Origin of the sequence: Motilimonas pumila (assembly GCF_003596335.1) — a bacterium.
Lineage (GTDB): Bacteria > Pseudomonadota > Gammaproteobacteria > Enterobacterales > CBDFNC01 > Motilimonas > Motilimonas pumila.
On the sequence record NZ_QZCH01000016.1, the window covers coordinates 51,061 to 67,693 of the forward strand.

Annotated in this window: 12 protein-coding genes and 1 pseudogene; 8 read left to right on the forward strand and 5 right to left on the reverse strand. The window is 44.8% G+C overall.

Going from position 1 to position 16,633, the window contains the following annotated elements; genetic code table 11:
- The first annotated feature begins 6 nt into the window (after positions 1-6).
- Both D1Z90_RS12745 and D1Z90_RS12750 read left to right on the forward strand, forming a co-directional pair.
- Positions 7-216: a DUF3283 family protein gene (locus D1Z90_RS12745; protein WP_119911152.1), complete on the forward strand. Its 210-nt coding sequence runs from the start codon at positions 7-9 to the stop codon at positions 214-216.
- A 339-nt stretch (positions 217-555) separates the two neighbouring features.
- On the forward strand, positions 556-4,005 hold the full coding sequence (locus D1Z90_RS12750; protein ID WP_119911153.1) for an acyl-[ACP]--phospholipid O-acyltransferase: 3,450 nt from the start codon (positions 556-558) through the stop codon (positions 4,003-4,005).
- Positions 4,006-4,368: 363 nt separating this feature from the next.
- On the opposite strand, the gene D1Z90_RS12755 is transcribed toward D1Z90_RS12750, so the two are convergent.
- The 4 genes from D1Z90_RS12755 to D1Z90_RS12770 all read right to left on the reverse strand — a co-directional run bounded on the left by D1Z90_RS12755 (position 4,369) and on the right by D1Z90_RS12770 (position 9,045).
- Entirely contained in the window at positions 4,369-4,983 is a 615-nt protein-coding gene (locus D1Z90_RS12755; protein WP_119911154.1) for a CDP-alcohol phosphatidyltransferase family protein, read from the reverse strand.
- 1 nt (position 4,984) lies between these two features.
- On the reverse strand, positions 4,985-5,611 hold the full coding sequence (locus D1Z90_RS12760; RefSeq protein ID WP_119911155.1) for an ATP-binding cassette domain-containing protein: 627 nt from the start codon (positions 5,609-5,611) through the stop codon (positions 4,985-4,987).
- A complete protein-coding gene (locus D1Z90_RS12765; protein WP_119911156.1) occupies positions 5,611-7,293 on the reverse strand; it encodes an ABC transporter permease in 1,683 nt (560 codons plus the stop codon). The genes D1Z90_RS12760 and D1Z90_RS12765 overlap by 1 nt, the downstream gene beginning before the upstream one ends.
- An 81-nt stretch (positions 7,294-7,374) precedes the next feature.
- Positions 7,375-9,045, reverse strand: coding sequence for an ABC transporter substrate-binding protein (locus D1Z90_RS12770; protein ID WP_119911157.1), 1,671 nt, complete (start codon positions 9,043-9,045; stop codon positions 7,375-7,377).
- Between the two features lie 439 nt (positions 9,046-9,484).
- Between D1Z90_RS12770 and cobU the strand changes: the two are divergent.
- The 3 genes and pseudogenes from cobU to D1Z90_RS12785 all read left to right on the forward strand — a co-directional run bounded on the left by cobU (position 9,485) and on the right by D1Z90_RS12785 (position 11,507).
- Positions 9,485-10,023, forward strand: a pseudogene (gene cobU, locus D1Z90_RS12775) (bifunctional adenosylcobinamide kinase/adenosylcobinamide-phosphate guanylyltransferase).
- A gap of 9 nt (positions 10,024-10,032) precedes the next feature.
- On the forward strand, positions 10,033-10,638 hold the full coding sequence (gene cobO, locus D1Z90_RS12780; RefSeq protein WP_119911158.1) for a cob(I)yrinic acid a,c-diamide adenosyltransferase: 606 nt from the start codon (positions 10,033-10,035) through the stop codon (positions 10,636-10,638).
- Complete coding sequence (locus D1Z90_RS12785; RefSeq protein ID WP_119911159.1) at positions 10,638-11,507, forward strand: cobalamin-binding protein; 870 nt, start codon at positions 10,638-10,640, stop codon at positions 11,505-11,507. The genes cobO and D1Z90_RS12785 overlap by 1 nt, the downstream gene beginning before the upstream one ends.
- A gap of 49 nt (positions 11,508-11,556) precedes the next feature.
- Here D1Z90_RS12785 and D1Z90_RS12790 read toward each other — a convergent pair whose 3' ends face one another.
- Entirely contained in the window at positions 11,557-12,366 is an 810-nt protein-coding gene (locus tag D1Z90_RS12790) for a hypothetical protein (protein WP_147378766.1), read from the reverse strand.
- 522 nt (positions 12,367-12,888) lie between these two features.
- Here D1Z90_RS12790 and D1Z90_RS12795 point away from each other — a divergent pair.
- From D1Z90_RS12795 to D1Z90_RS12805, 3 genes are all read left to right on the forward strand, one after another.
- Positions 12,889-14,367: a DUF3360 family protein gene (locus tag D1Z90_RS12795; RefSeq protein WP_119911161.1), complete on the forward strand. Its 1,479-nt coding sequence runs from the start codon at positions 12,889-12,891 to the stop codon at positions 14,365-14,367.
- A gap of 238 nt (positions 14,368-14,605) precedes the next feature.
- The gene (locus D1Z90_RS12800) at positions 14,606-15,259 is read left to right on the forward strand and encodes a class I SAM-dependent methyltransferase (protein WP_119911162.1); all 654 of its coding nucleotides are present in this window, start codon (positions 14,606-14,608) and stop codon (positions 15,257-15,259) included.
- 411 nt (positions 15,260-15,670) lie between these two features.
- Complete coding sequence (locus D1Z90_RS12805; protein ID WP_158587133.1) at positions 15,671-16,513, forward strand: carbohydrate-binding protein; 843 nt, start codon at positions 15,671-15,673, stop codon at positions 16,511-16,513.
- Positions 16,514-16,633: the final 120 nt, after the last annotated feature.

Below are 16,633 nucleotides of genomic sequence, written 5' to 3' on the forward strand. Positions count from 1 at the left end.
CGACGGATGAAGCAGTCATACAATTTGGCATTATTGCCGAGCGATGAAAAGCAAGGCATTGAAGTCGACAAACAAGCCGCCTATGACGTTTGGAAAGTGCAAACAGGTGAGCAACCAGAGTTTTACCTAGAGCAGCAAAAAGCCAAATTTAACTCTGAACAAGCCTTGGCGATTTATGTTCAAGGTATTGAAAAGTATAAAAAAATGCCGGCTTAACGCCGGCTTCGCTTGGTAATCAGTCTTTCAAGCGGAAAGGATATCAAGGAGTTGATTCACTTACAGTGAATGGCAACGCTGCGATATTTGCAAAGACACTACACCCTACAAATAGCGCTTAAAGCGCTGCTGTCTAAAACGCGCTCAAAGTAGCAAGGCTTGAGCCAGTTCACAAGTTTTTTTGATATTTAGCTGATATTTTCACCGTTTAGTATGAGTTTAAGCGCTTCTCTCCTGCGCCACCTCATACTTACACCCAGAATTCTGACTTTTGTTAACACGGCCGTGAAAAATTCGATATGATTATCACGTTTTTATCATTTACGAAGGACAGATGTAATGAAAAAGCTGTGGCAATTCGCAGGCGCCATTCCTTTCTTTTTAGCCGTATTTCTTAACGCATTTGTGGATCTTGGCCACAAAATTATTATTCAGAACACTGTCTTTAAGGTGTATGACGGTCAAGAGCAAATAGTACTCACCGCCATTGTGAATGGATTAATACTGTTACCTTTCATCTTATTATTGACCCCAGCAGGTTACCTTTCTGACCGATTTGCCAAAAACAAGGTGATGCGCTTTTCGGCATGGGTGGCCGTGGTATTAACCCTTGGTATTACAGCATGCTATTACCTAGGTTGGTTTTGGCCCGCATTTGCCATGACCTTTTTATTAGCCGTGCAATCGGCCCTCTATTCACCGGCAAAATTCGGCTACATTAAGCCGCTTTTTGGCAAAGAGCGCCTTGCACAAGCAAACGGTCTCGTACAAGGCGTGTCCATTATTGCCATCTTGGCTGGCACCGTAGTGTACTCGTTATTATTTGAGCAGCGGTATGACGCTTCGGCAACGACGCCATCTGAAATATTATTATTGATAGCGCCTTTAGGTTGGATCTTGGTGGCGAACTCTTTGATTGAGCTCGTCATGGCTTATCGTTTACCGCAATTGGAGCAAGACCAACAGCAAGCGCATTTTGACTGGCAAGCCTACCGCAGCGGCCAATTGATGAAGCAAAGCTTATCACCGTTAAAACAACGCAGTGTGATCCGCCTATCAATCATTGGGTTATCTATGTTTTGGGCGATTGGCCAAATGCTCTTGGCGGCGTTTCCAGCATACGCAAAAGCGCATTTCGACGTGACCAACACGCTAGTTATCCAAGGCACGATTGCAACCACTGGCTTAGGCATCGCATTAGGCTCTTGGTTAGCGGGTCGCTGGTCTAAAAATCACATTGAAACGGGCTTAGTGCCAATAGGTGCACTGGGCATTGCAGTGGCGCTTTGGTTATTACCCCATATGGAGACGTCACTTAGTCAAGCGGCGTGTTTCTTAGTGGTTGGCACCATGGGTGGCTTGTTTATTGTCCCGCTTAATTCCCTGATTCAGTTTCAAGCTGGGGAGCATGAAATGGGTCGGGTTTTAGCGGTCAATAATTGGGTGCAAAACGTGGCGATGGCGAGCTTTTTATTGATCACGGCAGGCGCTGCCTTGTATGGCTTAGACAGCGTCTTTTTAATTTCCTTCACTGGTATCGTGGCAATTATTGGCGGTACTTACACCGTCTATAAATTACCACAGAGTTTGGTTAGGGTCGTCATTTCGTGGATCTTATCAAGGCGTTATAAAATTTCAGTTCACGGCATGAAAAACATCCCAGGAGAGGGCGGGGTGTTACTCTTGGGTAATCACATCAGTTGGATTGATTGGGCCATCTTACAGATAGCTTGCCCACGACCTATTAAGTTCGTGATGCAAAAATCAATATACAACTTGTGGTATCTAAAATGGTTTTTCAAGTTGGTTGGTTGTGTGCCGATTGAGTCAGGAGCTTCGAGTTTATCATCTTTGAAAACGGTGGCCGATCTGCTAGACAACGGCGATGTTGTCGCCTTATTTCCTGAAGGTACCATTAGTCGTACGGGGCATCTGGCCGAGTTTAGACGGGGTTATGAAAAAACGTGTGAGCATACTCAAACCGAAGTGAAAATTGTGCCTTTCTATTTACGAGGTTTATGGGGTAGCCAATTTAGCCGTTCGTCGAAGCATCTAAAAGAATTACGCCGAGAAGGCATGTTTCGTGATTTGGTGGTGGCCTTTGGTGCGCCAATTGCTAAAGACACTAAGACCGACGTGCTTAAGCGCCGAGTGTTTGATTTGTCGGTTCAATCTTGGCAGAGTCATGTGCAAGAATTGCCTTCCTTATCCAGTGCCTGGATCAGTGCGGTGAAAAGGGTCAAAGGCAAGCCGTCGCTGTCTGATAGTATTTCAGGTGAAGTCAGTGCCTATCACGCTTTGGTAGGGGCGATTTGTATCGGCCGCAGAATGAAGAAAAAGCCAGGCCAAAATGTGGGCCTATTGCTGCCGACCAGTGTGGGGGGGATGTTGGCGAATATGGCGGCATTGTTACGCGGTAAAACCCTCGTAAACCTTAATTACACCGCCAGTGAAGCCGCTGTTAAAGCCGCCATTGAACAAGCTGACATTCGCACGGTTTATAGCTCTAAGCGTTTTTTAAAGCAACTTGAACGACGGGGCATTAATATTGCTGCCTGGCTGGATAATGTTGATGTCGTAATGGTAGAAGATATCAGTAAGTCGATTGGCAAACGCGAAAAATTGCTGACACTGATTGCGGTAAAAGTGTTACCTGCTGGCGTGTTGAATATCTTGTTCAATAAGCGTGTGGCGACAGACTCTACCGCGGCCATTTTATTTTCCAGTGGCAGTGAGGGACAGCCAAAAGGTGTCATGCTCAGCCATCAAAATATCTCGGCTAACTTAAAGCAAATTTCAGACGTGTTAAATACTCAAGAGAGTGACGTGGTCATGGCTTCATTACCCCTGTTTCACGCTTTTGGTCTCACAGTCACACAGTTTTTACCTTTAGTAGAAGGCTTACCTGTTGTCTGTCACGCCGATCCAACAGATGCAGCCGGCATAGGTAAAGCCGTGGCTAAGCACCAAGCGACGATTATGTGTGGTACTTCGACGTTCTTACGCATTTACACCAAGAGCAAAAAACTCCACCCACTGATGTTTGCTTCGTTACGCATTGTTGTCGCGGGCGCAGAGCGACTCAACCCTGAAGTCAGAAGTGCTTTTCAAGGTAAATTCAACAAGACTATCTTGGAAGGGTATGGCACAACCGAAACCACGCCAGTGGCAAGCGTTAATCTGCCCGATCAGCTTGATACGACGTGGTGGCAGGTACAATTAGGAGGTAAACCAGGCACGGTTGGCATGCCTTTACCCGGCACCAGCTTTAAAGTGGTTGATCCTAATGATTACACCGAATTGGCAACAGGCGAGTCAGGCATGGTGCTAATAGGCGGTGCGCAGGTGATGCAAGGCTACTTAAACAACCCAGAAAAGACAGATGCGGTCATTAAATTGATTGACGGCCAGCGATGGTATGTGACCGGAGATAAGGGCCATATTGATAAAGATGGCTTTTTAACCATAGTCGACCGCTATTCACGCTTTGCGAAACTTGGTGGCGAGATGGTCAGCTTGGGCGCGATAGAACAGGCCATTACACCTCATATAGATAAAGACAGTGAGATCATTGCTGTCGCAGTCGCTGATGCTAAGAAAGGTGAAAAAGTTATCCTATTGCATCAAGGTGAAATTGACAGTGCATCTATCAAGCAAGTATTGCTCGAAACAGGTATTAATCCCTTAATGTTACCTGCTAAGTGGGTGCAAGTAGACGCTGTGCCAAAGCTAGGCACAGGCAAAACGGACTATAACCAAGCAAAAGAGTTAGCGTTAAGTATGGTTTAGTAAGGCTGCTATTGTGAATAAAAACGGCGCCAGTGAGCGCCGTTTTACTTGTTGCAAGATAAAAAAAAGGCAAGCAACTTATTTCAGGTAAGGAGCCAAAATAAGTTATTGCTTGCCAGCTTGCGGTGTAGAATGCGCTAAACCAAAGTAATCGTTTCGGTCACCAAGGCTCCACAGAATTATTGTTTTTTGAGTGTGGGCGCGTCAGCAAAGATTAAGTATCAAACAAAGAAAAATCAAATCAAGACTGGTCAAACCGTTAAGCTTCACGATACTTTTATTCACAAATGTGAACTCAGCAGTAATGGTCAGAAAATAAAAACCATGATTTTGATCATGAGTTAATCTAAATTAATGCCGATTTCACTGGTACGATTTTAAGGTATGGACCCCACCGAAAATGCGTGTCACAGTGGTCAGCAAGCACAACGCGGCAAAACCATACGCCAGTGGCGCGAAGTATTGGGGAAAAACGCAAAATGCCACAAATAATAAAATGGTTTCCGTTCCTTCGGTTATGCCTCCGAGGTAGTAAAAGCCTTTATTGGGATAAGCAAAATTTTTGATCTGATGGCGCTCAGCAAAAATGGCGTAGGCCAAAAAGCTCGCCCCCGTTCCCATAAAACTGAGTATTAATGTGACTGCAGCAAGTGCATTGTCTGCAGGAGAAGCCCAAGCAAACGCCCACACAATCGCAGAGTAGAAAATAAAGTCTAAACAGATATCCAGATAAGCACCAACCGTTGTCGCGCCATGCCGTCTTGCCAGTGCGCCATCAAGGCCGTCACAAATTCGGTTTAAGCTGATAAATGCCAGTGCCCACATAAAATAGCCAAGAATAATGCAAGGCAGCGCGCAAAGGCCCAAAAGAAAACCGATTAAGGTAACTTGGTTGGCCTTGAGCTTGCAACGATCCAATTGTTTAGCACTCCACTGAGTGGCTGGTTTAATCATGGCAAGTGCCATTTTGTCTAGCATATCATCCTTGTGCCAATTCGAGCAGCTGGCATCCTTGAGTATCTTGAGGGTCGTGGGTCACTAATAACGCCGGCACGTTTAATTGCTGCACTTGCGTGGTCAAAAATTGCCTGAAATCTTGCCTCAGCGCTTGATCTAGCTTAGCAAAGGGTTCGTCAAGTAACAGTAGGTTTGGTGCTGCAAGTATAGTTCGCAGCAAGGCTATACGCGCTTTTTGCCCACCAGACAGAGTCGCTATATCTCGTGTTTGATAGCCGTCTAATTGAGCCACGGCGAGCGCGTCGGCGATGGCGTGAGCCTTTTCTTTGCGGCTGAGCTTGTGTGGCAAGGCGAACGCCAGATTTTGCGCAACGTTAAAGTGAGGAAATAACAAGTCGTCTTGAAACATCAAACCGACATGGCGTTTGTGCGTGGGCAATGTCAGTAGTGAAGTGCTGCCTAACTTAACACTCCCGCTGCAAGTTATTGCACTGGGTAGCGTGCCAGCGATGGCACTTAACAGGCTCGATTTCCCGCCACCGCTGGGGGCCATTACACAGCATATTGTGCCGGGCGATACTTGAATATTTATCGGCAAAAATAACGCGTGCTGGTTCACTTTGAGATTGAAATTAGACAGCGTTAGCATTATTGGGGTCTCATCAATGAACGATGGCGAAAGTGCCACATTGGGTACAATAATGCCAGTGTAAAGCAAATCAATGGCAAGGTTAATTGTAAGATAGCTGCAGCAGAGATAGCCCGGCGATCAGCACCTGCCATCAAGGCGACCATTTCGGTTGTCAGCGTATTTATTCTGCCCGCGCCTAAAAACAAAGTGGGTAAATAAAGCGTGATGCTAACGGCAAAACCAATGGCGAATGTGGCCAATAAGGGAGTAAGCAACATCGGCAGTTTTATTTGTAACAAGGTTTTCGCATGACTGGCGCCGAGCACCGTACTTTGTTGCCATAATCGCATGTCGAAACCGCGGTAATACGGCGCCAAAGTTAAAAAGCTATAAGGTAAAACAAACACTAAATGGCCCCATAGCACACTCAGCCACGTCCCTTGAATATGCATTGATGTAGCCGCGACTTGTACGCCAAATAAAAAGGCAATATCCGGTATTAATAAGGGTAAATACAACAACAGGTGGTAACGTTTGAGCCAGCCCAATTTTGTCCCTTTTAATTTACGTTGCGCTTCTAATTCCAACATGAAAATGTTGAGAATAACTGCAATAAAACTGGCCATCAGTCCAAGTATTAGTGTTTGTATCACAATCTCGGATGTCGCCTCCCACGAGCGCCACCAATATTGCGCGGTAAAACTGCTGGGCCATGGACTGCTAAAGCCCCAGCGCTGTGCCACAGACCATATGCAGAGAATGACAGCACTGGCGATAAAAATGGCGATAAGGCCGACAAAACTAGGCCAAGCCAAAGGAATGAACCTGTCTGTATAGCTGCGGCGTTTACCGTTGCAGCAAAATACAAAAAATAACCGATACATTAGCTTACTAAACAGCCAAATAAGCGCGATGACACTCACTAGCAATGTCATTAATATCATGCTGCCCGCAGCGCCCATCGCATGATAATTCAGGTCGTGGTGGTTAAACCAAGATAAAATTAATACCGAAAATGTACTGGGCCGGGTAGGGCCAATAATTGTCGCAACATCCACTGCGCTAAATGACCAAGCCAGCACGGCAAAAAAGGGTAATGCAAGGCGCGGCATAATTTGCGGCAGTAATACTTTTACCCACGTTGTTGCGTGGTGATATCCCAAACTGCCACAGCTATTAAGTGTGGCTTGCACTGGAAGTTGTTTAGCGACATTAGCAATCATCAAAACAAAAAATGGTGTCTCTTTAATTATCATTGTTAAGATTAACCCTAACGCATGTGGATCTTGTGTCAGGGGATAAAAGCTGTCGCTGTTAATTGGCATTACCCAGGCGTTAATCAGTCGGGCGAGCCAACCCGCCGGGGCAATTAAAAAGCCAAACCCAACAGCGAACCCAGCATGGGGCAGTGCCAGCAAAGGGCCTAAACAGCGATCAATAAACGTCCACTTGGGCTGCTGATAACATGCTAATACTACGAAGCAAGCGAAAAGTAGGGAGCACAAGCTGGCGCTTAACGCGCTGAATAATGTGAGCTTTATTGCGGGTAAACTAGAGGGATGTTGGAGTACTTGTTTGAAAGGCGCTAAGCCAAAAGAATCTAAGCCAATACCGGGCAAATAATTAAACGCAGGTAATACAGTGCCTATTACCCCGACGACTAGGGGTAATAAAAAGACCGCCAAAATGGTAAAAGACAAACAAGTGGCGATGGATGGATGGCGTGAACTGAGCAATGGAGCAGAAAAAAGCGAAACCGAGGTTTCGCTTTTACTGACTGTTTATTGCGTTGAAACGGGCTCGATATCCAGTACATGCAGTAAGCGCTCAGGTGTGTCAGGCCAAACTACTGGGATCGCTTTAGGGTTGTCTGCACTGAACCAACCTTTGAAGCTCACGTCATCATATTGGAAGTTAAAGTTAGAGCTAAATACCGGCATGGTAATTTGACGTGAACCAATGAAATTCTCGATTTGATGCATGATGGCAACACGCTCACTTTCAACCGCGGTTTTATTAAAAGAGTCGATCAATGCGTCTAGTTCTTTGTCCACGAAATGGTGACCGCCGAAACGGGCTTTGTCCATTTGCTCAGAATGGAATGCCGTGTAGTAATAACGGTATGGGTTAGCGCCGGCGAAGTAGTTGGTAAAAGCGGCGTCAAACTCAGCAGATTTGATCTGCTCATTCAACACGCCAAAGTCTGGGGTAGTAATTGAGGCGTTAATGCCAATTTTTGTTAAACCTTCAATGCCGATTTCTACTGTTTGGATATGATCCGACCAACCTTTAGGCACAAGAATTTCAAATTTTATTGGGCTACCGTCTGGGTTTTCAACAAAACCATCACCGTCTATATCCCGGTAACCCGATGTAGAAAGTAAGATTTGCGCGCCGTTAATATCAAAAGTGTTGAATTTGCCATAATTGGCTTTTACCGCGGGATCCGCCCAGGCTTCAAATTGGTCACCCAAGCCACTTGGGTATTCATTAACCGACCAGTATCCGGCACCCGCCTCGTCGACGATTTTTTTTCTGTCCATGGCCATTGAGAACGCACGGCGGAAATTTATATCGTTGAATGCTTTGCGGTTGTCTACATTAGGAGTCTTAAAGTTAACCATAAAAGAAGCTGAACCTGCGGCAGGGAACCAATAACGGGTACTGGCGTTTTTAGATAATAATACTTCTTCGATATTGGGAATAAACGAGGAGGTCCAATCTAAGCGACCTTTGATAGCCGCGGCCAATAACTGACGGTTATTTTGAATAATAGGGTTCTTTAAACAATCAATGGCTAAATTGTTGTTGTCGTAATAATGCGGATTACGACATTGGGTGTATACCTGCCAAGAAAATACCTCTATTTCAGTGAATGGGCCTGTACCCACCGGCTCGAGGTTTTCAAAAGTGGTAATGTCCTCAACCGCAGAGAATATATGACGAGGCACGATGGGGGCGCGTACAATTTGCGTATCAATACCGGTATTTACTTGTTTGAGTTTTATTTCAACCTTGTATTTGCCTAAGCGATGCACGCTTTGAATATGGCCCGCTAAACCCTGTACATCAGCGGTTCCACCTTTTGATGCTTGAGTCAATGAGTACACCACGTCATCTGCGGTAAACTCTGTGCCATCAGACCATTTGACGTCTTCTCTTAACTCAAAAAAGAGGGATTTCAGGTCGTCAGAAAAGTAATGTTTGGTGGCCAAACGATAGGTTGGCTCTCCGCCTTTCATTTCATTGAATACCACCAAAGGTTCATAGATGAACTGCATGGTTGTTGGCAGTCTGTCGGTCGCCAAGAAAGGGTTAAAATTACGTTTCCATAATGGGCGGAACTCTGAAACTATGGTGAGTGATACCTGATCAGCGGCTTTCGCCGGCGATACCAGAGCTGTCATACCAAGTAGTAGTGCAGCGGAAACTTTTGTAATCTTTGCGAGCATTAGCAATCCTTTTGACCCAAGTTTGTAATAAAACGAACATTTACTGAAAAACGTGTTTCTACCAATATATTTTGGTTTCGTATCCTGACCATTAAAACACGTACCCGGCGATTCTATCCGGATTACACTGTTTTTACACTAGCGAAGATCAAATGTCGTAAAATTTTTATCTTATAAAATCTTTATATTAGTAAAAAAAACTACATATCTCACGGACTTAATACAATTTTAAGCATGGAGCATCACATCAATAATATCAAATTATGTGAAATAAAACGATGAGACTGAGTTAGAATAGGCGTTAAGGCATTGGTTTATATATGTTATTGAAAACATACCTTTGTCGTTATTTATACAGTTATTGTTCGACTTGTTAATTAAACCTTTGGGTATTTAATTTATATTTTTTTTATCTTTATTTTGCCGGATGTATTAAACCATGATTAAGCTAATTCTGGGCGGTGCTCGTAGTGGAAAAAGCCGGTTTGCCGAGCAGTTGGCGCAGCAAAGCGCGCAGCCAGTAACAGCAGTAGTAACCGCCCAGGCTTTTGACGACGAAATGCGCCAGCGTATTTCCCGTCATCAACAAGACAGGCCAAGCCATTGGCAGACTGTGGAAGCCCCAGTGGCATTATCTGCTGCGTTGCAGCGAGCCTCTCGGTTAGGTCAGTGCATTTTACTGGACTGCTTAACGTTATGGCTCAATAACTGTTTGTTGATACTAACGATGTTGCAAGTGGCAGCGAGCGAGCAAAAGACGCTACTTGGCAATTCCAAAAGCAGGCGTTACTGGACTGCCTAAGCCATTTACAAGGTGATATCATCATCGTCAGTAATGAAGTGGGTCAGGGAATTGTGCCGCTGGGCGCGTTAAGCAGACAGTTTGTAGATGAAGCAGGGTGGCTGAACCAAGCCATTGCGGAGCTGGCTGATCAAGTTTTCTTTGTCACCGCCGGAATACCACAACAATTAAAATGAGATAAAGATATGTCAACGAAAGAAGAAAAAGCACAAAAGCACCAGCAACGACAAGCGAAATTAAAGGCCCAAGTGGACAAGAAAATTGCCCAAGCAACGAAAGAGCAAGGCGTATTAATGGTCATTACAGGTAACGGTAAAGGCAAGTCTACTGCTGGCTTTGGCACGGTTACGCGGGCTGTTGGTCATGGACAAAAAGCCGCGGTGGTTCAATTTATAAAGGGTACTTGGGATTGCGGTGAGCGTACTCTACTTGAGCCTCATGGCGTGGCTTTTCATATCATGGGCACGGGCTTTACCTGGGAAACCCAAGACAGAGAAAAAGACATCGCTGCAGCGGAACAAGCCTGGCTACTCGCTGAGCAATGTTTGCAAGACGACAGCCTAGATTTGGTATTGCTGGACGAGTTAACCTATATGGTGACATATAAATATATTGAAGTGGCGCGGGTATTGTCAGCCCTAAGTCAACGTCCAAAGCACCAACACGTCGTTATCACAGGTCGAGCTTGTCATCGCAGTATCATCGAACTGGCAGATACTGTCAGCGAAGTACAAAACGTTAAACACGCGTTTGATGCGGGAATTAAAGCGCAAAAAGGTTTTGACTATTAATGTTGGCTTTTGAAAATTGGACTTCGAGGATCTGTTCCAGCATTGTCTTTTTGCTGATTGGTTTATCTGGTCATGCCAGCGCGACAGAGCAAAAAGATCAACGCGTCGTTACCTTGTCGCCCCATGCGGTAGAAATGCTTTACGCCATCGATGCGGGGCACATGATAGTGGGAACCACCATGTTTTCTGACTATCCAGCATCGGCGAAGGAGATCCCTGTGGTGGGTGGATACAGCGCTATTAATGTCGAAGCCATCATAGCGCTAAAGCCAGATTTAATCGTGACTTGGCAATCTGGTAATCCGGATAAGCAGATTAAACAGTTGGCGCAATTTGGCGTCAACACGTACGACAGCGATCCACAAATATTGGCTGACGTAGCGGATGATATTCTGGCTTTAGGTAAACTGGTAGGTCGAGAAGCGCAGGCTGCGCGCTTTGCTGCCACCTACCTCGATAAACTCACCGAGTTGAGGCTGCAACATCAAGACGCGACCCCCGTGAGTGTATTTTATCAGCTATGGCCCAAGCCACTGCGTAGCGTAGCGCAAGGCAGTTGGATACAGCAGACTCTGGCGATGTGCGGTGCCGATAATATTTTTGCAACAGCACCTGCGCATTATCCTTTGGTTAACCTTGAAACGATCATCACCGCAGATCCTGAGGTAATATTTGTAACGGACGAAACTGGGCAACCTGAGTATGCTTGGTGGCAGCAGTGGCCAAATCTACGGGTGGTTAAATCTGACCAAGTGTTTGAATTAAACAGCTCATGGTTGCACCGAGCAGGTCCGAGATCCTTGTTAGGGGTTGAACAGGTGTGTCAGTACCTAGACGAGGTTCGGCAACGCCAACAGCTTAAGCTATAACGAGACGATTTATTGTTATCTTAAGCAGGGTGATTGTTTGGTTTAGGTTTTATTTTGTCCATCTGTCAGCGTATTGTTGTAACTGCTGACGCGGGGCGTTGTAAATTAGCGCATTGATAATTTTGATGACTTCGTAACCTTGCGGAGTTTTGGAGCAAGCAATGCGCGCTTTGATTGCCGGAGATGATTCTACAATATCCACCGAGGCTAAGCTTGGAAAGTCCCCCTGCATTCGCTGAGTCTCGTATTTCATTATCCAAGGGTATTCGATAATCATATCTAAACGTTCGGCCAATAAGTTTTTAATTAAATGACTACTTTGCTCCTGCCGAGTAAATACCTTCATCTTGTCATTATAACGAGCCACTATTTTGTCTCGTTCACTGCCATAAGAGCGGCCATTAGCAATAGCAAATTTAAGCTCAGGTAATGCGTTAAACACTTTATTTAAAGATACCGCGCGGTTAAGAGTTTGTCCGGTTAACTGTTGTAAATAGGCTTTTTGTTTCGCTAAGAAATACAGCTTATGAGTGGCTAGCAATTGTGTCGGGTCTGAAAAGTATAGAAATTGTTCGCGTTCAGGATTTTTTAAAACGCTGCTGCAAACCAAGGCTCCGCTTTTTGCTAACCGCAATAGGCGAGATGTCGTCCCTTGACGCACCTTATGGTTGTAATTACGCAACCTTGGGTATAACCAGTTGGTCGTGAGGTCTGAGAAGCCACTATCACGCATTGGTCCATGGGCGATATAGCCTGGAGGTAAGTCATACTCGAGCCAAGTAATCGTTGGCTTTTCCTGTGCGGCCCAAGTGGCACTTGGCAAGAGCAAACAAAGGCCAAGACAAACTTTTTTGATCACTGAGTTATCCATTACTTACTACTAAAGTACGAGTTAAGTCTAAATCCATCATCAAAGCAAAAATAATTTTCGTTTTTGTTCTTTATCTGTGAGGTTAGTAGCTAATCTCCACAACGTCAGGTTTTATAGAAAAATAAACGAGTTAAGGCGCGTTGATGTGTTTCATTCTTGGCAGGACTGTTGTAGAAAACATTCGAGCACTGTCGGTGAATGGATGGCTTAGATGTATTATTTATATAAGGTCGTCGATGCAATCATGCGATTTGCTCCGATTTGCATAAAACGATTGAATCGATAATTTTGCTGGCATTCATGACACGATAAAGATCAAATATTAATAATAAATATTATTGATATGGCAATTAAGTAATATATATAACCAAAAACTGACTCAGATCAGGGTTAGCAGAGCAACCTCTTCGTTTAATAACCTCGACAAGCGCATTCAAGGATTGAAGCGAAGGCAGCAATGACTTGAAGCGATTTTAGCCAAATGAAAATTGTTATAGCCAAGAGGATGATATGCAGGACGTAAAGGAAAAGGAGCAGGGCCAGAGCCAGCCAAGTTCGTATCAAAGCAAACATAAACCCGCCAAAGATTTTAATCAGCGCAGCGAATACCTAGAACATGAGCTTAGCATCATGGATCTTAAGCGCTGGCGCTTAAACTTACCGGGTAGGGACTATCGTGTAGAAATAGAAGACTGGGTTCCTGCACTTGCCGCCACAATTGGAAAAATAGTGATGGTAACGGCCATGGTAGCAGCATTTGCCGCTGAGTATGGCTTGTCGCAATCTTTCATCGTTGAGAATGTACGATTTGAACTATTGATTGCAGGCATTCTATTTGTCGTGCTTTTTTCAGCGCTGATTAACCCATTGACCAACTTAGCAGGTACCCATGGTCCAATGATCCCCCTTATCCCGTTAATTGCCATGGCGGGGGGGCATCCGTTAGCGTTAGGTATCATGGTGGGCGTGTTTGGTTTGATCTTAAGTGCGACCAAAGGCGGCTCAAAGCTGGTAACGTTAACCGGTGAAGGGGTCAGAGGCGGGCTATTAATATACCTCGGGGCCATGGGCTTGGTTGGGCAAATCAGTAAAATGGAAAGCTGGGCAGGCGATGTTGGTCACAGTGAAGTTTTCTTCGTGGTATTGCTGGCAACGGTAGTACTCTATGCATATTTGGCGAAAATCAAAATGCGCTGGGTGGCCATTCCAGTGTGCTCTGCACTTGCCGGCGTCATTGCATACGTTATGGGTGTGCCTTTTGAGTTTGTTACTGAACCCGGTTTGCCAAACATGAACCCCGCGTACTGGTGGGGAGAAGACACAGGTTGGCAAATGGGCTTACCTAGCTTACAACAATATATCTCAGTGATACCTTTTGCATTACTCGCTGTTGCTATGTGGTCACCAGACTTTCTTGGTCATCGCGTATTCCAAGAATTAAATTATCCTAAAAAAGCCAACAAAGTATTGATGAATGTGGATGACACCATGGCGGTATGCTCTGTGAGGCAAATTGTGGGAGTCGGTTTAGGCGGTGGTAACCTAGCTTCAAGCTGGGGAACTTATATGATCCCTGCCGCCATTGCCAAAAGGCCGATTCCAGGTGGAGCGTTATTGACTGGCTTGGTTTGTGTTGCTGCTGCGTTGATTGGTTACCCGATGGACCTTGCCATGTGGGAGCCAGTATTGCGCGTGGCGTTGATTGTCGGAGTATTTTTGCCTTTGCTTGAAGCGGGTATGCAAATGGTGCGAGATACCAATCATTCTCAAAGTGCCGGCATTTGTATGTTTTCATGTGCCTTGGTTAACCCTGTTTTTGGCTGGGCATTGACCATGCTGCTCGACAACCTTGGTTTGATAGGGGACAAAGAGCGTGCACAGAGCTTGTCGAGAATGGACAAATTGGTGATCCCTGGTATCACTTTTTTACTTTGTGGTATTGCCTTAGCGCTAGTAGGGCAATTGCCGGGTATTCCAGCATTAATATAAATAATAATTAAACTTATTGATTAATAAGGAGGCTTTGCCTCCTTATTTTTTGTTAATGAAATGTTTCAAAGTGAGTTTGTCAGTCTGGGTAATGAAAGTGGTTGTTTATTTGGATAAAACTTAAGTAGTAATCACAGTTTAAATAGTAAAAATTTAGCGTTTATTGTATGCACTTTGGAGGATTAAAGGTTACAATAAATTAACTCAAGGAAGAGTTTGCAACATAAGAATCGGAATCATGAAAACTACATTGGATTATTACAGCAATCATGCTGACGCATTTTTTAATGCCACTGTCGACATAGATTTGCAACCATTATACCAGGCATTTCTGCCTTTCATCCCACCAGGTGGCAACATCCTAGACGCTGGATGTGGTTCAGGTCGCGATGCGAAGTTTTTTCAAAGCAAAGGCTTTAATGTTACGGCCATGGACGCTTGTCCAGAAATGGCGATGAAAGCCAGCCGTCACCTAGGCTTTGGTGTTGACCTAAGAAGCTTTTCTCAAATTGATGAAGTGAACGAATATCACGGCATATGGTGTTGTGCGAGCTTGTTGCATGTGCCTTTTGAAGAACTACCCGACATACTCAACCGCATGTGCGCTGCGCTTAAACCCGGTGGAGTATTATATTTGTCATTTAAATACGGGGCCGGTGAACGTGAAAAAGACGGCCGCTTATTCACCGATCTAAACTTACACCGTTTAGTTGATTTGGTTGACTCAGTGCCATTTAGCATTGAAAAAAGTTGGCGCACGTCTGACTTACGTCCAAAACGCAGTCACACGGGTATGTGGTTAAACGCAGTTTTGAGTAAAGACCAAGTGATTGAGCAAAAGTATATTCCGTGTCTCACGCGCCTGACTGAAACATTTATGCAACGCTTATAGCGCGCATTCTATGATTTTGATTTATTAAAACCAGAGCCTATGCTCTGGTTTTTTTGTTCAGTCACACACCCAAGCATAATTATGTGCACTTCACCATTTTGCTCGTTTTGGCACGCTTATAATTTAAGTGTGGTAATAAGCTTACTCGTGATGAGGGGAGTGTGGCAGGGGCGTCTGAACAATGGAGCATGGCTGCTAGCATCATGGATAGTAACCTTACTTAAGGCGCTGAAATATATCGGTAAACATTTACAGTTATGATGGAAAGAATGAACAGGGTAATGATGTTTTAGTCCAAGCCTTGGAATAGATCGCAATTTTTACTTTATTTACTTCTCGTATGCGATTGTTTGAGCTAGTTTAATTGTACTAAGCTGACATGGAGTTGGCCTCGTAGATATGGAACGTTTAATGAAAATTCAAATTGCTATCGGCATTGTCGCAACCATGGCATTTTCCAATGCTTCAGCGACCTGCGCCATTTTAGAGTCTCCTTTAGGCAAAATCTCTACTGATTTAGTTGCAGGCAAATCCCAACAGCCTTTGCTTGCCCCAGAATGGCAAAGCAACGCTGTTTATGTCGCAGGCGACCAGGTTCAGTTTGAAAACAAGCTCTACCAAGCAAGGTGGTGGTCAAAAAATGAAAAGCCGGGTCCAGTATGGGGCAGTTGGGAACTGGCCGCCCAAGACAACGTGGCTTGGTCTTCGTTTTCTACTTATCAGCTCGATGACAAAGTCATTTTTGATGGTAAAGTGTACCGCGCTCAATACTGGAACGCCAACGAACGCCCAGGCGAAAGTGGGGCCTGGAAACTGGATGATTCAAACGCTACCCTGAAAAATGCACAATTTGTGCGCTCTGAAACAGATTGTGGTGCGCCGCCCTACCAAGATGAACTCGGTCGTGAGGTGATGATACGCTCTGGCTCTGTGGGTGTAGAGCTGCAGTCTGAGATTACCGACAGCATTATTTTTGATCATTTTTACCTATATCGAAACGGTGAATTTCAATATAGCCGCAAGATCGAAGCCTCCATCCAAAATAATTGGTGTAAAGGTCAAGATGAATGCCAAGCGCTGTTAGAGCAAGGGGCACAAAATGTCACCTATTTGCCCATCTATATGTACAACACTGGCTTTAAGTCGGTAGATGGCGTAGTGGTTGAGCGCACGGCTCCAGAAAAAGGCTACGCTGACGTGTGCACCAAAGACAACATTTGCCGCCGCTTTGAGTTTGATTCAGAAAATCGATAGTTTCTACATCTTATGAACACCGAGAGAAAAGTATTTTCTCTCGGTTTTACACGCCTATCAGCCTGTTAGTCACCTCTTCTTTGATTAATTTTTCTGCTCAATTGCATCGCCTCACACCTT